The 20,475-nt window shown below is 48.9% G+C and carries 14 protein-coding genes; 4 read left to right on the forward strand and 10 right to left on the reverse strand.

The genetic code is table 11. The features are described 5' to 3' along the window. The 4 genes from GF401_16120 to GF401_16135 all read right to left on the reverse strand — a co-directional run. On the reverse strand, positions 1–368 hold a 368-nt coding region (locus tag GF401_16120), incomplete at its 3' end, for a single-stranded DNA-binding protein (GenBank protein ID MBD3346582.1). Between the two features lie 123 nt (positions 369–491). After that, positions 492–1,013, reverse strand: coding sequence for an AAA family ATPase (locus tag GF401_16125; GenBank protein ID MBD3346583.1), 522 nt, complete (start codon positions 1,011–1,013; stop codon positions 492–494). 25 nt (positions 1,014–1,038) lie between these two features. Then, positions 1,039–1,302, reverse strand: coding sequence for a hypothetical protein (locus tag GF401_16130; GenBank protein ID MBD3346584.1), 264 nt, complete (start codon positions 1,300–1,302; stop codon positions 1,039–1,041). Continuing rightward, complete coding sequence (locus tag GF401_16135) at positions 1,299–5,735, reverse strand: activase (protein ID MBD3346585.1); 4,437 nt, start codon at positions 5,733–5,735, stop codon at positions 1,299–1,301. The genes GF401_16130 and GF401_16135 overlap by 4 nt, the downstream gene beginning before the upstream one ends. 151 nt (positions 5,736–5,886) lie before the next feature. On the opposite strand from GF401_16135, the gene GF401_16140 reads away from it, so the two are divergent. Further along, positions 5,887–6,471 (forward strand): cytochrome c, encoded by a 585-nt coding sequence (locus GF401_16140; GenBank protein ID MBD3346586.1) that lies wholly within the window; start codon positions 5,887–5,889, stop codon positions 6,469–6,471. A gap of 171 nt (positions 6,472–6,642) precedes the next feature. Here GF401_16140 and GF401_16145 read toward each other — a convergent pair whose 3' ends face one another. The 3 genes from GF401_16145 to GF401_16155 form a co-directional block, all read right to left on the reverse strand. Beyond that, complete coding sequence (locus tag GF401_16145; protein ID MBD3346587.1) at positions 6,643–10,152, reverse strand: PAS domain S-box protein; 3,510 nt, start codon at positions 10,150–10,152, stop codon at positions 6,643–6,645. Positions 10,153–10,382: 230 nt separating this feature from the next. After that, the gene (locus GF401_16150) at positions 10,383–14,618 is read right to left on the reverse strand and encodes a PAS domain S-box protein (GenBank protein MBD3346588.1); all 4,236 of its coding nucleotides are present in this window, start codon (positions 14,616–14,618) and stop codon (positions 10,383–10,385) included. A gap of 211 nt (positions 14,619–14,829) precedes the next feature. After that, on the reverse strand, positions 14,830–15,858 hold the full coding sequence (locus GF401_16155; GenBank protein MBD3346589.1) for an SDR family NAD(P)-dependent oxidoreductase: 1,029 nt from the start codon (positions 15,856–15,858) through the stop codon (positions 14,830–14,832). A 236-nt stretch (positions 15,859–16,094) separates the two neighbouring features. Between GF401_16155 and GF401_16160 the strand changes: the two genes are divergently transcribed. Beyond that, positions 16,095–16,649, forward strand: a complete 555-nt coding sequence (locus GF401_16160) for a hypothetical protein (protein MBD3346590.1) — start codon at positions 16,095–16,097, stop codon at positions 16,647–16,649. Here the strand turns inward: GF401_16160 and GF401_16165 are convergent. Both GF401_16165 and GF401_16170 read right to left on the reverse strand, forming a co-directional pair. Then, positions 16,562–16,885, reverse strand: a complete 324-nt coding sequence (locus GF401_16165; protein MBD3346591.1) for a DUF2383 domain-containing protein — start codon at positions 16,883–16,885, stop codon at positions 16,562–16,564. The two genes, GF401_16160 and GF401_16165, sit on opposite strands and share 88 nt — an antisense overlap. Continuing rightward, positions 16,882–17,196, reverse strand: coding sequence for a hypothetical protein (locus GF401_16170; protein ID MBD3346592.1), 315 nt, complete (start codon positions 17,194–17,196; stop codon positions 16,882–16,884). The genes GF401_16165 and GF401_16170 overlap by 4 nt, the downstream gene beginning before the upstream one ends. A 269-nt stretch (positions 17,197–17,465) precedes the next feature. On the opposite strand from GF401_16170, the gene GF401_16175 reads away from it, so the two are divergent. Both GF401_16175 and sppA read left to right on the forward strand, forming a co-directional pair. Next, positions 17,466–17,912 (forward strand): CBS domain-containing protein, encoded by a 447-nt coding sequence (locus tag GF401_16175; protein ID MBD3346593.1) that lies wholly within the window; start codon positions 17,466–17,468, stop codon positions 17,910–17,912. A gap of 138 nt (positions 17,913–18,050) precedes the next feature. Beyond that, positions 18,051–19,820 (forward strand): signal peptide peptidase SppA, encoded by a 1,770-nt coding sequence (gene sppA, locus GF401_16180; protein MBD3346594.1) that lies wholly within the window; start codon positions 18,051–18,053, stop codon positions 19,818–19,820. Positions 19,821–20,187: 367 nt separating this feature from the next. On the opposite strand, the gene GF401_16185 is transcribed toward sppA, so the two are convergent. After that, positions 20,188–20,475, reverse strand: coding sequence for a hypothetical protein (locus GF401_16185; GenBank protein MBD3346595.1), 288 nt, complete (start codon positions 20,473–20,475; stop codon positions 20,188–20,190).

The following is a 20,475-nucleotide window of genomic DNA, read 5'->3' on the forward strand; positions in this document are numbered from 1 at the left end:
ATACCATACCGTGTCATGGCCCATCCCCATAAACGCTTCCCGCTGGGCTCCCGACGGGTGACCTCGAAACCCTGTACAGGACGGTTTGGGTGGAGATCCGGCGGTTGCCCGACCTCTTCGTGTATGCCGAGCCACTCCCTTACCGCCTTGATTTCACCGAAAGGAATCCCTGTCTGGGCCATTCCCCACGGTCCGGGATTCATCCCTACCAGGAGTATTTCCTTTGGCGCTTTCCCATACCGGCGGAGATAGAGATCATAGGGACGGCGGGCATAATCGAGCGGATTATAAACATAGGCCACCGGTTTACCGAATTGTAACTGCTGAACGTCTCTGCTCAAGGTATCGGTGATTGATTTAAGATTCATGATTACGCTCCTGGAAGAATTATATCCATAACTGCACGATTACATAATTCAGTCAATTTTCCACTTCAGCGATCCGTTTCGAGAACGATTGATTTACTGCACGTCTCCACTTGCCCACAGTCACTATCGGGTCTCCTCCGATTCTTCCATATGTCGAATCACAACATTTTCGGTCGAATAGAGAATATACACCTGCGAAAACCCTTCACCGGTAATGCCGTCAAGGGTAGCATGTAAACGCCGGATCTGCCGGGAAATAACATCGGTTTCAACCCGCCGGGTACGCTTTCTGTTACGTTCGACACAGACATTCCGGGGAACATCAAAGACCACCGCAATTACATTTTCGACACCATATCTCCCGGCAATCCCGAGTATATGACGTCTGATTCTCCTGGCCACATTAGTGGCATCTATCACCGTTGTCCGCCGATTCTTGAGGCGCTTGTGGATTATATGATACAGAAGCTCGAAGGCATCCTTGCTGACCTCCTGATTATCGGGATTATCACAGACCATCGCCCGGCAGCCGTCGGAAGAAACGATTTCGGTGGATAGAAAATAATTCTCTGCAAATGTCGATTTCCCCGATCCCGCAGCACCAACCAGAGCAACCAGTACCTTATCAGGAACTACAATCACCATATATTAACAAACACGTCTTTTCGATTTACTCTCGGCAATGCGGTTTTTCATCAAAGATATTATAGGCCCATGCATACAACGCACCGCCCAGAAGACCGTCGACAAAACCCCACAGCAAACCGATTATACTTCCCTTTGGACTTATCTCATACCCCCGGTACACTTCACCGATCAATAATTTTTCCCTGCTGATCCCTCTGAACATGATGAGCCACCATGTTAAAAAGAATATACCCAGCCCCCATACAAGGCCGAAACTCAGACCGCACGCTTTTGGATTCAGTTTCATTGGTCCTCCCTCTTTTTTTTTAGCAAATTCTCTGCGATATCTCTCTGCGTATCGGTACATTCATCTTTTTTCGATACAACAACGGCATCGATTACACCATCCGCCCGGGACCGGTATTTTTTACCCTGTCGATTTTTGCCCTGCCCTTTCCGTAAGCTTCGGTGAATTGCCTTGACCCGCATGACAAAGGCCTCCAGATTGGCTTCAACGCTCTGTGGGAACCGGTTCCCATCGGTTTCGATAGCCATAAAAGGAAGAATGTCCGAACCACCACTTACGGCAGCGCGACCATTACCTCCGGTCGACCGAGTTCTTCCTGCAGTATTCATCTCGTTTTTCAGAATCGATTCGGCAATTCTGGTCTGCATGCATCCGAAGGGCCCGATAGCAACTACTCCACATGAACCGTTACGTATTTCATGCATCGATAACCCGACGGTCAAGGCATGTTCTCCATGAAACTGAGGATTTATAAGATGTTTTACTCCATGGATAGTGGCTTTGATATCAAGCGTACCCTTACGGCAGAGTCCCGATCTCGCGAGCTGGGATCGGATTGTACGGTCCCAGAACTGTTGAACACCGCCCACAAGCCCTGCACTCATGCGTGCGGGAAAAGTCGGCTGCTTTTCGCAAAGCTTATTCTGAATGACAAAATTGGAATAGAGCAGACATTCCGACATGGGCGCTACCTTGACCATGATACCATTGGTTTCAAAATACTCCAGTATATTTTTCCGCGAAAATTCTTCCCTGCGTACAAATATCTCACCTGTCAGCGTCACAACCGGGATATCATCAGGATCGCACCGCAGTGGAATCCTTCTCAACCGTTCACTAATTTGCCGAAGAAGTGCCACAAAGGAACCGTGATATTTCCGTTCAAAAAACTCCAGTATCCGGTTCCATGATGAATCCAGCACTTTGTTTGCGGCTGCAGGATCGACCGCCGCGACATTGAGAAGGCTTCGTATGTCACTAAAAACGTCCGAGACAACAATCACCTGCCAAGACCGCAAAAGGACTCCATACCCGAGCCCACTGAACCCGTCTTCATCCGAAATAGTCAGCACCGCAGCATCAGGGATACGCCATCGTTTAATAAGCAGCTCGAGTCCCCGGGCATACTGACCGAGCCTGCACGGCCCCCCGCCGGTGGCAACACTGAGCAAGCTGATTGTTCCCGGATCACGTGGTGCTTCCCGCAAAAACCGGGAATATGCTCCTGCGAGGAGAATAAAGGGAAAGCACTCTTTACAAGATGCATTCTTCCGGCCTTCCATGAGTGTCTGCTCATCGGGTACAGGAAGAGCCCGTGCCCGGATACCTCTTCCTCTCAACACCGACACAAGGCCTTGAGCATACCATTCACCCATCGGTGGAATGACAACCTCGACCCGTGGATGGGTTACAGGATAGATATGGCCGTCGCATGCAACCACTTTCATTTTACCCGGTACCATCTGCGCCCTGCGAAAAGTCGATTCTGAAATCTGTACTTCGGGTTCGGATGTCCGGTAGTGGTTGATGATATCGATAGCGGCATCGATACGGGTGTCGATACCTGCATCGGCTGTATGTTGATCGAGTTCGAGAGCGAGTGATGGTTTTTGTCCCATAATTTCTCCAAACCAGGTAAGAAGAAAAGAATCGGGGCCACAGGAGAAATTGGTAATGTAGCAGGCATAGAGATTTTTACGTTCCGCAACAAACCGGGCGCCCTTCATAATTTTTTGTCCCAGTGCCCAATAGTCTTTTGTATGGACCGGATAATTGTCAATCGGGAGCATGTCGAGGGGTATGACCATATGCCCCCGAGACGCGATTTTATGAGGAATCCCCATGTTGGCATCGCCTGCATAGGCATTATAGGACCGTCCGAAGAGTGCGATACCGAAGGTTTCGGGATGATCATCAAGAAAGGCAAGCGCTTTCTTTCCCTCCTGCCTGAGCCGTTGTTCGAATGTTTCCTGATAAGCACAGGCTTTGGTGAATGCAGCACGGGCCCGTCGTGCTCCAACTCCCATCTCCCGAGCGGCCGTAACAAATCCACTTTCGCCGTCCTGGTACGATGATTCCATTTGCACCACCGGAGAGATAATTCTGGAACGTGAAGCTTCTATCTCGCGGCGAAATGTTGACTTAAGGTAATACGGTTCTCCCTGAGCGATAAAACAGACCCGCCCCTGGGCAGACTTCGTATTTACCGGCATGAGCATGATATGGGGAAGGAAAATATAATCGGGATTTCTTTTTAAAAGATGATAAAAACTTCCGTGTGCCAACTCGGCCGGTAAACAGAATGATGCCTGGGTTCGGGAAAGCCCCCGGGAATCGATCTCATCGGAAAGAACAATCGAGAAGCCCAATTCGGAGAAAAAACGTGCATACAGAGGCAGCAGTGAATGGGTAAGAAAGGAATTGGAGATCCCCACGCTTTTTCTTGCATGTCTGTTGTAATGTTCGGCGGATGCACAGGCCGAATTGGCGGCTTCGATAAGCATATGATGCCGTTTTGCCACAAGATCGAGAAAAGCTGTATCCACATTTTTATTCATCCTCTGGTTGTAATACTTGTCGCAGATACCGCCAAAGGGATACCGACGGCCCTCGATGCGGATTTTGGCTATAGTACATTTCCGGTCGCACCGTTCTTTGCCGCCTCCGCAGGTAAAAACGCCTTCACGCGTGGCAGTACGTTGCGCAAGTTGACCGAGGTCAAAAGGGGCGGGTGAACATTGTCCGGAATCCAGGCGCCGCGCAACTTCTAAAGCCGCACCAAAGGCGCCCATTAAACCCGGGTCGGGAGGAACAACAATTCGGGTTCTGATAAGCGACGCCATTGCAGCAGGAACAGCCTGGTTATAGCAGACCCCACCCTGCATGAAAATTTTGCGGCCCATCGGGCGGGAACCCTTTACCTTATTCAGATAATTGCAGCAGATTGAATAGACCAGCCCGGCAATGATATCATCACCCCTTAGGCCTTCCATGACAGCCCGTTTGATATCGCTTGAAATAAATGCCGCACACTGATCCGAAAAGTTGGGGGGACGCCTGCTTGCAAATGCATGATCGGCAATGTCTTTTGTATCAACACCAAGACTTTCAATAGCAGCTTCTTCCAGAAAAGAGCCGGTACCCGCGCTGCATGCTTCGTTCATGGCATAATTTGAAGGCACCCCATTTGTCAAATACGTATATTTGGCATCCTGGCCGCCGATCTCGAAAATAGTATCGACATCACTGTCGAACCAGGCTGCTGCTGTTGCATGGGCGATAATTTCATTGGTAATATTGTCGGTGAGGGCATGCAGCCCTGCAATCTGACGGCCCGAGCCGGTTACTCCCAACCCGATAATCGTCACATCGATTGCACCAAGATCACGGGCAATGGCCTCGTAACAACGGCGGGAGGCGCCTGTCGGATCGCTGTTGGTGCGCAAATAGACAGAAGAAATTATCATTTTATCTTCTGCACGAATAAGCACCGCCTTTGTTGTTGTAGAACCGACATCAAGCCCCAGAATATAAACATCCCCTTCCCGGGGGGTGCCGTGATTCTGTTCTTTATAATCAACCAGACTCAAGGCATTGCTGAGTGGAGGATGAAATCCGAATGATCCCTCTTTATTATTCGAAAACACCCGCCTGTTAGAATGAATCGGTTTGCACTCATTATGCATGGCCCATATGGCCGCTCCAAAAGCTTCGAATACATCGGCTTGAGCGGGAATATCCACCAGTGGATACCGTTGCTTGAGAATTTTGACAACAGCGGTGTTTTTCGAACCACCACCGACAAGGGCGATGGATGAAGGGGCGGAATCTTTTGTCAACTCGCCTATTTTATCCGCAATCATCGAACAGAGCCCTGCGGCGACGTTTTCCTTTGGCTCCCCCTTATTAAGAGCATGGGTAACATCGCTTTTGCAAAAAACCGCACATCGGCCGGCAATCTTATGCGGTTCCCCCCGTTGCGCCAGCGAAACAGCTTCATCGATATTCAAATCCATCCTACGAATCTGCTGCAAAAAGAATTCTCCTGTTCCCGAGGCGCATTTGGTTCCCGAATTAACACTCAGAATATCCCCCTTTTCGCCGATACGATAGGCCATATGCGTCTCGCCACCAAGGCTGATCACATACTCCGGAACCTGTTTATCGGCATAGACCTCCTTGAGCGCATATTCCATTGCTACCGGCTCTGAAATTTTCGACAAAGTAATCTGAGACCGGAGGTTTCTTCCGGTTACCGCAACGGCATCGTAGTGATGGATATTTTCTCCCTTCAGATATTTGCTTGTCACCCCATGGGGATCTCCCTGATGAGCTATGCGGCGTGACAATTCAATCAGAATTCTATTCTTATCAATTACTAAACCGACAATTTGAACGGTTGTTGCACCAAAGCAGATTCCGAGTGTTTTCATAGATTTTTCCGTTGCATGAAGTGAATGATGTCTGATGAGAGGTTTTTACAGCAAAATGCGGGCCAGAGAAAGAAGCGTTGGAGTACTCCCTCCCCATTCTGGTACGATATTTGCAGAGTTCAAGAAGCTGTACAGAAATATTCGTCTTTAAATGTTTCAAGGAGAATCTTTTATGAAAAAACCGTCACGGATCGTTATCTCCGTTCTTTCCACAATTGCAGTTCTTGCCATTATTGTGCTTATTTTCATATTTTCGGGTCTCTACAATATTGCTGCTACCGAACCTCATAATCCATTAATCGGATGGGCATTTAGTACAATACAAGAGCGTTCGATTAAAACTCTTGCTCCTGATGATGCCGCAGTCCAGGCATCGGAGGAGCTATTTGAAGGCTATCAGAAATTTTCAGCCATGTGCGTTTTGTGTCACGGATCTCCGACCCGGACCCGGTGGGAACCGGCCCGGTATATGCTGCCCCAACCACCGAACCTGAAGGAAGAGGCTGCTGAATGGTCGCTTGCAGAACTCGTATGGATCGTGGAGCATGGCTTAAAAATGACCGGTATGCCCGCCTTCGGTCCATCCCATTCGCCGGATGAGATTATACAGATAGCGACATTTGTGGATACACTTCCAGGCTTCAGCGTATCGGAGTATAAAGAATTTACCCGTCATCCGCCCACGGAGGCGCCGATGGAGGAAGAGGAAGAGATTAAAGATTTCGAGAAGGAATAGGGTTAAAGGTTGAAACGCACCAGCCCGGCACTGAAGTGCCGGCCACACCTATACTGGAAATCCGAAATGAGATGGATCTATAGATAAATGCAATATTCTTATATGGGGGGCGTTGCCCGGTGAACATTGATAGTTTAAAAAAAACCTCCCCTTAACCCTACCCGGCCTTTGCTAACCCAGCGTAAAGTAAAATACCGCTCCCTTGTCTTCTTCGCCTTCGGCCCATATCCGGCCGCCGTGGCGATTGATAACCCGCTGGACAATGGAGAGTCCCACGCCGGTTCCATGATATTCTTTTTCCTTGTGAACCCGCTTGAAAGGTTCAAAAATGGTTTGTGCAAATTGCATATCAAACCCTGCACCATTGTCACGAATAAAAAAGACGGCTTCTCCGTCATGAGCGGTTGCACCGAATTCGATACGGGTTGTCTCTCTTTTGGAGGTAAATTTCCAGGCATTGCGGAGCAGATTTTCGATGGCAAGGCTAATCAGTCGCTTATCGGCATTGGCATGGAGATCATCCTGAACAACAAATTCCGCTTTTCGATCCGATTGCGAAATGCCAAATTCCTTAAGAGACGTGCGGACAATGTTGCTCAGGTTCACATCCTTTCGGTTCATCTCCTGTTTGCCGATACGCGACAGGTTGAGCATGTCATCGATCAGCCGTCCCATTTTCTCTACTTCAACATCAATATGTTTTAAATGCTCCATGCATTCTTTACTGATCTGGTCGGTGTATACTTCTTCAAGAAGGCTCGTATAGGCGGTGATAGTCTGGAGGGGGTTGCGAAGGTCGTGGGAAACCGAATAGGAAAAGGATTCAAGATCGCGGTTGGCGGTGGCGAGCTGTTCGGCCCGGCGATTGAGTTCTTCCTCAAGATCTTTACGTTCGGTTATATCGAAACCCGTCGCAATAATATATTCCGGATTGCCGTTATCATCATACATTGCACTGTTTCGCCACCGTATAAACCGCTGTTCCCCCGACTTTGTCAGCCAATAGATTTCATTTTCCACAATCGATTCACCGGCAAACAGACGCTCGACGACTTTATCATTCTTCTTGCGCTCCTCACCAGACAAAAGCTCAGAAAGTGAATGATTGTTAATCTCATCGGCACTGAATCCTGTCGACTGCTCACAGGCCCGGTTACAGCGGACGATTTTTCCATTTTTGTGGATTACCATTATCAGGGCACCCGAAGTCTGCAATACCGCATCCATGAAATTTCTCTCATCTGCCAATCTTTCCTGAAGCTCATGGAGGGGCGAAATATCCACAAAGGCCATGACGGCACCTGATATTCCGGTATCCTGCTCGATAATCGGTGATGCACTCACCGAGAGCCAGAAATCATGGTTTGCCCGGGGGCGGACTCTCATTATTTCATTCCTGACCGTCTCCCCTTTAAAGGCGCGGCGGACCGGTATCTGCTCCAGAGGAATCGGTTCCCCGTCAGGTGAGAACACCCGAAAAAGCTGGAGTCGCTGTGCAGAATCCTTATAAAAATCAGCTTCCGAAAAGCCCGACATCTCTTTTGCAATGTCATTCATACGGAGAATGGTTCCATCGGTGCTATACACCACATACCCGTGGGGTATGGAATTAATCGTCGCTTCGAGCTGCGCTGTTTTTTGCTGCAGTTCATCTTCGATCCGTTTCCGTTCGGTAATATCCATAAGGGTAATGACCCCTTCCACGATATTCCCCTCTGCATCCATGATAGGCGCCCCGCTGACTTCGGTATCGATCCATCCGGTGCCGCTTTTATGTTTGAACCGCATCTCCCGCCCTGTTGTTGTCTGTCCGCGTAAGGCTCTGGTCAGAGGAATATCTTCCAGTGGATAGGGACTCCCGTCACTATGATATGGTTTCCAACCATTGATATAATGTTCGATACCATCATGGGGGTATTCCGGCCCGAAAAGATTTTGGGCATACTCATTGGTATAGATAATTTCGCCTGAAGGTGCGACGGCAATCATCACCCCTGCCGGTAGACGACGCAGAATTGTATCAAGTCGCTGGCGTTCGGTGGCAATCTGGTTGAGCAGGTTTTCACGTTCCGCTTCAACTCGTTTGCGTGCGGTAATATCTTCTGCCACAAAGATTGCGCCACTGATTTCTTTTTTGTCACACCGGAATGGGACGGCTGATATTTTAACCCATTGATCCTCTCCTGTTCGGCTGGTATAGACAAATTCGACACCCGGCCTGACAGTTTCTCCCCGTAAAGCCCGGGCGTCCGGCCACTGTTCCGGAGGAAGTAACCGTCCTTCGTCATCGATCGCAAGCCACAGCTCTTTGAGTTCAGGATCCCGCGAGGGCATATACCGCTCGAGACCGAACTCCCGCGTAATCGAGTTGCTTAAGATAAAACGTCCTTCCTGGTCAAGAACACCAATACCTAAGGGCAATTGCTCCAGTATGGACGCCAATAGTGTTTCATTTTCCCGGAGGATCCGCTCCGCCTTCTTTATTTTGGTAACATCCCGCCACCCGCCGATAGCCCCCGTCACATTACCCTCGGAATCCCGAACCGGCGCTGCATTAACCGAAAACATTACCGTGGATCCATTCCGCTTCAGCATTATCTCAAAATCGGCATAGGCTTTGCCGGTAATAATCGCCTTCGCCAGAGGAAGGTCTTGGGCGCACACCCTTTCGCCATCGGGCAAGTACAACTCAAGCATATCGAGGCGTGCCGTGTCGCTGGTATGAAGCAGTTTTTCCACCGGTACCCCGAACAATTCCGCCATCCGGCGGCTTGCATTTTGCACCCTGTGATCGCTGTCGGTGATAAGTATCCCTTCGGGAATGAAATCCAGCAGCACATCCAGTGTCGCTGATTTTTCTTCCAGTTGCCTCCGTGTTGCTGCAAGCTCGGTAATATCATTGCCGTCAATAAGGATTTCGACAGGAGTTCCGGAGTCATCATCTATAGCCCTTGCGCTCCAGGAAAACCATACTCGCCGGCCGTCTTTGCACATTCCTTCACTTTCCTGAGAATAATATCTCTTCGGATGGGCAAAAATATCCCGCAGAATAGTACTGTTGTTGTTCCCCCGGGAATCGACCGTGGGAATAATCGTTCCGATCAGCGGCATGCCAAGAAGGTCGTTGCGCTCATAACCAAATATCTTTTCACTGAATCTGTTGAAAAAGGTAATCCTCCCCTTCCGGTCGAAACCGATAATAATGCTGTTCCCTTCTTCAACGAATTTACGATACAATGACTCTGATTGCTCAAGTTTTCTTTGAGCATTATATTGTTCGGTAATATCTTCGATCGCCAGGAGAATCAACGCCGGTTTTCCTTCTTCTCGTATCATCCGACGGGCATTGAGCAGCATGACCTTTTCACCGATATGTTCAAACCGGTGTCGTACCTCGAAATTATCGACAACCGCCTGCCGGGGGATTATCGTTTCGAGCAATTCCCGCAACTGCGAAATATTCCATTGCCCGTTCCCAAGTTCATAAATCACCCGTCCTTCGGTCTCCTCAGGTGATACCTGAAATTTCAGAAAAAAGTACCTGTTGGCCGATACCACGTGCATAGTATCGTCGAGCACTACTAGCGCCTCATGGGCCGAATCGATAATACTTTCCATATACGCCATTTTGTCCCGGTCATTAAAGGCTCCCCTGCCGATTGCATGAATGCCGTCACCCATCCCAAACCCCCAACTATATTACTTACAGTCAAGACTGCGTAGCTGTTTTGAATGCCTTTGTAAAGCTATTAGCAGCAAATAATGTGCCGCACGGGAAAAACGACACTACGACGCGAGGACGCGAGGACGCGAGGACGCGAGGACAAAGGAAAAATTAACCGTTCATGGCCTGAAAGGCTATGGCACACATTATTAAACTCGAAACTCGATCTTGCACGAATTCGCCATTCTCACCCAAACGTAAAGTAAAAACAGGCTCCTTTTCCCACCGCGCCCTCGGCCCATACTTTTCCGCCGTGGCGGCTCACCACTCGATAAACAATGGATAATCCGACGCCGGTTCCACGATATTCTTTTTCTGCATGCCCCCGTTTGAAGGGCTCGAATATTGTCTTTGCAATCTTCATATCGAACCCGGCCCCGTTATCGCGGATGTAAAATGCATATCCGTTATTATACGGGGTCGTGCCGAATTCGATGCGGGCTTTCTCTTTTTTGGAAGTAAATTTCCAGGCATTACGAAGCAGGTTTTCGAGGGCAAGGGTAATCAACCGCTGATCGGCAAGGGCATGAACATCTTCTTCGATATTAAATTCCACATTCTTGCCGGATTGGTCTCTGTGAAGTTTTTCCAGATACTCCCTTACGATGGCGCTAAGGTCCACTTCCTCACGAATTATCTCCTGCCGCCCTATCCGTGAAAGATTAAGAAGATCGTTTATCAGACTGCTCATTTTCTGGACCGCCACCTCGATTTGGTTAAGAAAACTTACCCCTTCCTCAGTAAGTTGCTCGCCATACAGTTCTTTTACAAGTGCGGTAAAGGCGTTTATTGTCTGAAGGGGATTGCGAAGATCGTGGGAGACCGAATAGGAGAATGATTCCAGTTCGCGGTTTGTTGCAGCAAGCTCCTCGGCTCGTTGATGGAGTTCATCTTCAAGGCTCTTACGGCCGGTGATATCCTGAACAGTCCCGAAACCACCCAGCAGTTCGCCAGATTCATCGAATTCGAGTTCCGCCAGTTCCCGGACCCATTTAACGGTTTTCTCGGCAACAATACGATGCTGAATATCGTAACTTTCTCCTTTCATTGCCGCATTCCACTTTTCATCGACAAATTCCCGATCGTCCGGGTGAATGAAAGACAGGAAGATTTCATAGGTAAGCGGTGTTCCCTTCGGAATACCAAACATATGGTAGACTTCATTCGACCACACCAATTCATTATGACGGGTATCCAGACGCCAGCTTCCGATATGAGCAACTTCCTGGGCCCGGTTCAGGTCCTTCCGGTTTTTTTGCAACTCATCCTCTACCCGTTTTCGTTCGGTGATGTCCCGTAAACTCGCCACCGCACCGGTTACCCGTCCTGATTCATCATGCACCGGAACGCTCCCCGCCAGAACAAAAACCTCTCTACCGTCTTTTCGCCGTATAATTATTTCCATATCACTGACCCGTTCGTCTGTCCGCACTGTCCTGATAAGGGGCATTTCTTCAGGCTGCAACGGTTCACCATCGGGTTTTAACAGCTCATATGACCCGGGTTCCGGTCCCTCTGCAGCACCGGTAACCGGACTGCCGAGAATGCGTTTCGCCGCCGGATTGAAAAAATTGATTTTGCCTTCACTATCGGAAAACACGATGCCGTCGGGTATGGCATTGAGGATAACCTCAAGGAGCACCTTATTCCGACGGATTTCTTCCTCTGCAAGTTTACGGTCGGTAATGTCGATGCCCGAGGCTATCACATACTCCACATCGCCGGACTTAGCGCGCACGACACTGTTTCGCCATCGAACAAACCGTTTTTGCCCCGACTTTGTCAACCAATGATTATCATGCTCGATCATTGATTCATCCGAAAGGAGTCGATTCGCCACCAGTTCCACTTCCTCGCGCTCTTCATCGGCGATAAAAAGATCTAATACCGATCGACCCTGTACTTCAGCCCCGGTATATCCGGTCGATTCTTCGCAGGCCCGGTTAAACTGAATGATTTTTGCCTCCCTGTCCAAAACAGTTATCAACGCACCTGTTGTTTGAAGGATCGTTTCCATGAAATTGCGCTCTGCTGCACACCGCTGCTGCAATTCATGAATATCGGTCACATCGGCAAACTCCATAACAGCGCCATACACGGTTCCTTCCGGGTCGGTAACCGGTGCGGCGCTTACCGATATCCAGTAATCGCGACTTTTTCGCCGAATTCTCATAATTACATCACGCGTCGTCTCACCATACGTCAGGGCCCGGTGTGAAGGTATTTGCTGAAAGGGGAAAGGATCCCCGGAGGGCGTCTCGATTCGAAGATTAGTCATTCGCTGTTCATAGGATAACTCATATTCATTTTCAGTATACCCCAGGACATCTTCTGCAACAGTATTCATCCGCATTATGGTACCGTCACGATTATAGACGATGTATCCATCCGGAAGAGAATTCACGGTGGCCTCAAGTTGTGCGGTCCTTCGCTGCAATTCATCTTCGGCTCTTTTGCGTTCGGTAACATCATGAATAATCGAAAAAAGAAGATGTTTTTCTCCTACATTTATCGGCGATGAGTAGACTTCCACCCAGCGGATGGATTTGTCTGCCAGGCGATGAGGGAATATATGATGATCGCGCTGCTGTTCGATTGTTGCCTGTATCTCTTTATGCACCTGATCCGGCAAAAGCTGATTGATTTGCTTAATACTCATTCCCCGCAGCTGTTCAGGGGAGTAGCCGTAGTAAAGCTGTGCAGCCCGGTTAGCGTCTTCGATAGCACCTGTTTCAGGATCGATTATAAGCATAACAGCGCGGTGTTCCTTGAACATGCTGTGAAATTGCTGTTCGCTCCGGGAGAGGGTTTCCTGAAGAGCGATTATCTCACTGATATCCGAGAAATTCATTACCGCTCCCGCGATGGTGTTCTCATCGGTCATAACCGGTGCGGCACTCAGTGACAGCCAGCGAACTTTTTTTGCAGCGCCAAATTTGAGCACCTGATTCCGGACGACTTCGCCTTTGAGTGCACGAATAACCGGGTTGTTTTTTTTCTGCAGAGGACTTCCATCGGATTCCAGAATATTGAGTATACGCATTCGCTGAACCAGTGGACGATGAATAATCGAATCATCATAACCAAGAATAGCTTTTGCGGTATCATTAATAATCTGAATACCCCCCTTTGTCGTATAAACGATAAATCCATTCGGCAAAGCTTTCATTGTTGCGTGGAAACGGGCAACCGATTCTTCGCATTTTGTAAGAAGTTTTCTCTGCTCGGTAACATCACGCCACCCGCCGACGGCGCCGGTAACCCGGCCTTTCGCATCACGGACCGGAGCGGCATTAATCGATAATATTTTTTGAATTTCATCATGGGTGTACACCAGTTCAACATTATCAAAACGTTGACCGGTTATTATCGCCTGGGATAAGGGGAGGTCATCAGGTTGAACCCGCTTCCCGGCAGGATAATGTAAATCGAGCATTTTCAGACGGTCCGGCTCATTGGCACTTAGCAGTTTTTCAGCAGGCATGCCGAATATTTCACTTATATAGCGGCTTACTTTTTTTATTTCATGATTGGCATCGGTAATCATAATCCCTTCGGGGATAAAATCGAGCAGCGTGTCGAGTGTGGCCGATTTTTCGACAAGTTCTCTTCGCAATGCAATGATCCCGGTTATATCATTGCCGTCAATAAGGATTTCTATAACCTCCCCCACCTCATTCCGTACACCTTTTGCGCTCCAGGAAAACCATATGCGACTGCCTTCCCGGCATACCCCTTCATTTTCGTTTGCATAATACCTTGACGGTTCAATAAAGATTTCTTCTGCAATAGGTCTGTTATCATTGCCTTCCGAATCGACAGTGGGTATTATGGTGCCGATAAAGGGTCTTCCGATTACTTCATTGCGGTTATAGCCAAAGAGCTTTTCACTGAAATGATTGAAAAAGGTGATATTGCCCTGCCGGTCGAAACCGATAATGATACTGTTGATCTCTTCAACAAATTTATGATACTTCAATTCAGCCTCTTCAAGACGCACTCGATTTTCGTATTGATCGGTGACATCTTCAATAGCGAGTAAAATCAGCGGAGATTTTCCCGGCCCCTGCACCATTTGCCGGGCATTGAGCATCATGACTTTTTGGCCGATATTTTCAAACCTGTGCTGTACTTCGAAATCTTCGATGGTTTTCTTCTCGGGAATAATCTCTTCGAGTAAATGTCGCAGATCCTGAATATCCCACTGGCCGTTACCGAGATCATAGATCAGCCGGCCTTCGGTATCCTCCGGCACAACCTGGAATTTTTTGTAGAACGAACGGTTGGCCGATACCACATGCATTGCATTATCGAGCACAACAAGCGCTTCGCGCATAGAATCAATAATGTTCTCTGCATACTGACGGGCTTCAGTGTTACTTGTATCAGGTGCAGTAATCGCATGGTTGGCGTGTCTGTTCATCGCCGGTTCTCCTTCTCGGCTTTACTCCTTTTATTATCCTTGCGCATTTCCGAAGGCCAATAGCGAAGACTGGTGGCCGTTCGCTGTCCCCTTTTGCATATCCGCAAACATCGATTTCCGTATTCAGGAAAAATATCGAAGTAACAAAATACCGGAGTGGACGAAACACGGATATTCATTTATGATGTTCCACTACCTTGACACCCCTTTGTCAGCAATCTCTGGCATGCTTTTTCGTAATACCTGCAAAAACTGCGCCCGCAATTCCGACACCGAGTGCAGCCACACCAAGAAGCGTTCTGTGCATGGTAACCCAGAGCTGATAGCTTCTATTGAGTGATCGGTCATCGAAAGGCCCGTGGGCGCCGAAATCACCTTTGACCGGATCCCAGAGGTTGTCTGGCCGGTCTTCCTGGGGGCCGTCGTAGAACTGCGAATTGTAGCCGGTTTTGCCCAGATACTTGTCAACAAAACCGGGGATACAATTATTCGCCCAGATCGCTTTCAGGGTACTTCCCCCAACATACACTTCCCTCCGTTTATGATGGGACGACCAGACAATCGCCTTTGCGGCTATTTCCGGCTGAAAGATCGGCGGTACCGGCTGCCATTTTTTTTCCCGGACCGTTGTCTTGCACCAGGTAAACTGGGGGGTATTGAGTCCCGGAAGTTGTACCATGGTAATATGCACACTGGAATGATCGTGCAGCAGTTCTTCACGGAGTGCTTCGGTAAATCCCTGAATGGCATGTTTTGCCCCCGAATAGGCTGTTTGAAGCGGGATGCCACGATAGGCGATCGATGATCCGACCTGGACAATGGTTCCGCTGTTGCGCGGCAGCATGCGACGAAGAACCGCTTGCGTGGCGTACACATAGCCCAGGTAAGTGACTTCGGTTACACGACGGAACTCATCGGGATTGCTTCTCATAAAGGGTCCGAACACCGTAGTCATTGCATTATTGACCCATATATCAATAGGACCCAGGTCCTGCTCGATTGTTTTGACGGCATCCTCAATCATATCGGCGTCTGCAACATCGAGGGGCAGCGCAAGGGCCATCCCCCCAAGCGCTTCTACCTCCCGACGGGCCGCCTCAAGACCTTCAGTGCCCCGGGCAATAAGACCGAGCTTGACCTTGCCGTTTAAATACCGTGTAAATTCCCTCACCGTTGCCCGCCCCACACCACCGGATGCTCCGGTTATGACAACAATTGGTGTATCTGGTAAACGACTCATGCCTGTCTCCTTCCTTATCCTTTCCCAACGATTATCCTGAAGTTAAGAGAATATAACTGAGCAAAGGATATGCCATGCTTTAGGCGAGCGCATGAGGTAAAACAATGCTCTGGCCGAAATGTAAAGAATGGCATCTGTATGGCAATGGAGCCTCAGAGCCCCTTTTGCCTTGGCATAACATTTGCATTTTACAACAGACATCAGCGTCTCAATGTTACTTTTAAGGAGGTTATATTATGAAACGAAAAAATATCATTACAAATGTAATAATGATTGCAATGCTCTGTGCGGGGATGCTCATGCCCGCTATGGCATCTCCTTCTCTACCTACGAATGGCCGCGAAATTGCCTTTTCCGGATGTGGTTGCAAGGCTGATGTCGAACTTTTACGTTCAATTCGAGATGAGATTGCTGCAGCCGAAAATGTCCAGATGGCCCGGGAACGGGCATTGTCTACCACGCAAAGCGCCCGCAAGGCTCTGAGCAAAGCCCGGTTAATGGCGCCCTGGAGCGAGGATCTTCGTGAAGCATACCGGCGGCTGGAAGCGTATGAAGAAAAAGTAATGGCTGCATCTGATTCTGAAGAAGTAGCCGAGGAATTCGAAACATTTGTCCGGCTTGTATCCGCAGGCAACACCATGATGGTTGCCAATAATGATAACGATCTTGAACTCGATGAAGAAAACAATAACAACGGATGCGATTACTCTACCGGCGATGTCATCGCTATTATTGTCGGTTTCATTCTTGGAATTATACCGGGAATAATACTACTCTTTGTGCTCTGCTGATTGTTCCGATTATGCGCCGTCCCGGTACGTAAAGGACGGGGCGGTTTCCAGCCCCTGTTTTGCATGTGAGCCGAAAGGTCATCAATATGGCGTTGATGATCGTTACGGCAATTATCGAGCCGATCGTGGATTTTCGAGTTTTCGATCCGTTTGATTGCGGTCCTGTAGGCATGAACGGCATCGGTGTCAAGCTTGATCAATGAACCGATCTTTTCTGCAATCTCCTTATCCTTCACCGAGGCTCCTTTTCTGTTCTTTTCTTTTTGGCCTGTTCCGCGGCTTCCTCAGCTGTTTCCCTGTGCTCTTTCCGGTGACTGTCGGCATCCGGTTCAGCGGGCCGTCCACCGCGTTCGGTTGCCCTCCTCTCAGGCTCCTTCATGGCGGTTCGCACCTGGGTAGCCTGTGTTCCCTGGTCGGGTGGTTGATGAGCACCGCCAAGTCCCGGAGCCTGCTCCATTCGTATCATTTCTTCGGCTTTCTCTTTGCCATATTGCTCGGCAAGTCGCTCAAAACGTTCCTGCTGTTTGTCTTTTTTTGATTCGGACATAATAGCTCCAGCGTAGAAAGTTAAAGGTTTAAGGTTGAGAGCAGCGAAATAGCGGAAGTGAATACATTTTAAGCATTCTCTTTCGCCCGGCCCACACACGATCGGTGTTGTGCTCTTCCGCTCCAACTTTTCTGAAGAAAATGCAAAATGTATGCCAAACCCCCCTTTTTTGAGACTGTTTTCTGATCTGATGGCACATTTTTTGCACCATTTTCAGGATAATTACTGAGATGATGCTGAGTGCAGTGGCCTTTTTACCATGAATCTTTATGAAAGGAGAAGCTTCTATGAAAGCGGAAGAGATTATGACGCACACGGCAGAAAGTGTCGGTGCTCTTGAGACGGTGCGCCGGGCAGCACAGCTGATGGAATCGATGAATGTGAGCGCGCTACCGGTTATCGACAAGGGTACACCGGTTGGAATGGTTACCGATCGTGATATTATTGTACGCTCGGTTGCTCAGGACAAAAACCCTTCAACCACCACCGTGGGCGAAATTATGACTCCTGAAGTGATTTTCTGCATGGTTGATGCCGACATTTCGGAAGTTGCCCATATCATGCAGTACAAAAAGATCCGCCGTCTTCTGGTAAAAAACCAGGATGATCAGATCGTAGGTATTATCTCTCTTGGCGATCTCGCTATGAGTACTGAAGCAAACCTTACCGGAGAAGTCATGCGCGATGTAACCGGGGTGGCTCATCCTGAACGATAATAGTTTGAAAGCATGTAAACAACCTTAGGGTGAGTCGAAAGTGTAAAGGTTTTTTTGACTCACCTTCAATTCCCGGCCGATTCCCGGCTTTTTGTTATCGATAGAAAATGGAAGTAACTAATCTGTGAAGGAGAAAAAATGAAAGTGTTTTTCACACGGCTTTTTATCGCACTCGGCGCAATAACCTTTATTCTTATTGTTGTGGGCATACTCTCAATGTTTTTTTTCCGTATGCGTGCCCGGGTATCGGACCGGACTATTCTGGAAATCGATCTTTCCAACGGGGTTATCGAACATATTCCCGACCAGCCCATTGCCCGCCTGACGATAGGCAAAATACCACGGGTACTGACAGTGACCTCGGCGCTGCACAAGGCTGCGGATGACGACCGCATCAAGGGAGCCATGGTAAAGCTTGGTCCTGCCGGTATCGGCCTGGGCCATGTACAGGAGATCAGGGATGCTGTCGCCACTTTCCGAAAGGGTGGAAAACCGGCATGGGTATTTTCCCCAACATTCGGTGAGCTGAGTCGTGGTAATGCGGCCTATTATCTTGCCGCCGCGTTCGATAAAATTTATACCCAACCCTCGGCATCGGTGGGGCTGACCGGTTTGATGGCCAAATCTGCTTTTTTAGAAGAGACCCTCACCAAACTGGGCATTAAACCCCGCCTCGATCATCGTGAAAAATACAAAACTGCATTGTATGTATTAACTGAAGACGAATATATCGAACCGCATGAGGAAGCACAGCGTGCTATTCTGAATTCCCTGTACGATCAGATGATAACCGATATCAGCGAATCGCGAAAAATCCCAAAGGAAAAACTGTCATCGATTATTTCCGAAGGTCCCTATCTTGCCAAGGAAGCACTTGATTTGAATCTGGTCGATAAACTTACTTACGAAAGCGATGTTTTCAATGAATTACGGGATGCGACCAGCGGGCGGAAGAAAGCTTTGAGTGCCGCTCGGTATCTGAAACGAGCCGGAAGTCCCTATAATAAAGGAAAGACAATCGCCCTTATCCATGGCGTAGGATCAATTACCCTTGGGAAAAGTCGGTATGCGCCACTCAGCGGAAATTTTGTCATGGGAGCGGAAACCATTACTCGGGCATTCAGGGCCGCAGTTAATGATCGATCGGTGAAAGCGATCCTGTTCCGGGTCGAAAGCCCCGGCGGTTCTTATGTGGCATCCGATGCGATCTGGCGTGAAACTGTCCGTGCCAGGGAAGCCGGCAAACCGGTTGTTGTTTCCATGGCCAATGTTGCGGGATCGGGCGGCTATTTTGTTGCCATGTCGGCCCATTCGATTGTCGCACATCGGGGAACGATTACCGGGTCGATCGGTGTTGTCGGCGGAAAAATGCTCACCACCGAATTCTGGAATAAATTCGGCGTGGCGTGGGACCAGCTTTACACCAGCGAAAATGCAACGATCTGGTCAACCACCAACGATTATACTCCCGAACAATGGAAATGGGTACAGAATTGGCTCGATATGGCCTACAGAGATTTCATGACCAAAGCCGGCAAAGGGCGGAATATGATGCTCGAGGAAGTTCGTGAGGTTGCCAAAGGACGGATCTGGACCGGAGAACAGGCAAAAGCCCGGGGGCTGATCGATGCAACAGGGAGTTTTGCGGATGCATTGCAAATTGCCAAGGAAGCCGCGGGAATCGATGCCGATAAACCGGTAAAACTGAAAGCCTTTCCGCGTCCTCGCACCTTTCTTGAACGCCTTGCTGCAGGAGAGCCTTTTACCGCCTTCGAAAGCAACGCCGGCGATGCAGCAGCAATAGAAACACTGCGAAAACTGCAGCCGATTATCGCCCGCCTCCGAAAAATGGGCCTTATCGAAGACCCCGGCGAACTCTCGATGTCGGAATTTGATATTCCTGAATAAGAAAAGATTGGAGTAGTGGAGTGGCGGAGTAATGGGTAGTTGCCATATTTCTATAGATCCTTTGCAAAAACGATAAAACGATTTTCGGAATCGAGAAAAACACGTCGTTAAAATCGGATATTTTCCCGTTCTTATTCATGCTATTTGGATTTTATGGACAAAGAAGTGACAAAATGACGGGAGAAGATGAGGAGCGATCCGAGTCCCGAGATGCTATTGGGAGAGAGACAACAATTTGAGACAAAAACCTATACCCTGTATCCTGAACCCACTATTCTGCTCTATTATTGTTGCCGATTATCATACCCATCACCATCCTCTCTCCCGTAAACCGCCCCTTGCCCCAGACCTTCAGCGCATCCCGCTCTCACCCGATTTCCACACCGCACGACCTCAGAAACCGTGAAAGGTCCGGGAGTCCCACGGGTGGAGGAAAGGGATATCGGGGGCCGGGTATTTCGGTGGCGATACTGTCGTGGTAGAGAATATAGGAAGCGAAATCGCGGGGGTAAACCGAGGGGTCATTGCCTACGATCCGGCCACGAACTGATGCACGATTCACCACTGTATTCCACTGCTCATAAGGTACATGCCCGATTCCTTCAACCCCGTGTGACATGAGGGAAATATAGATTTCGTCGATACCATTTCTCAT

It is taken from the genome of Chitinivibrionales bacterium (assembly GCA_014728215.1).
In the GTDB taxonomy this organism is placed as follows: domain Bacteria; phylum Fibrobacterota; class Chitinivibrionia; order Chitinivibrionales; family WJKA01; genus WJKA01.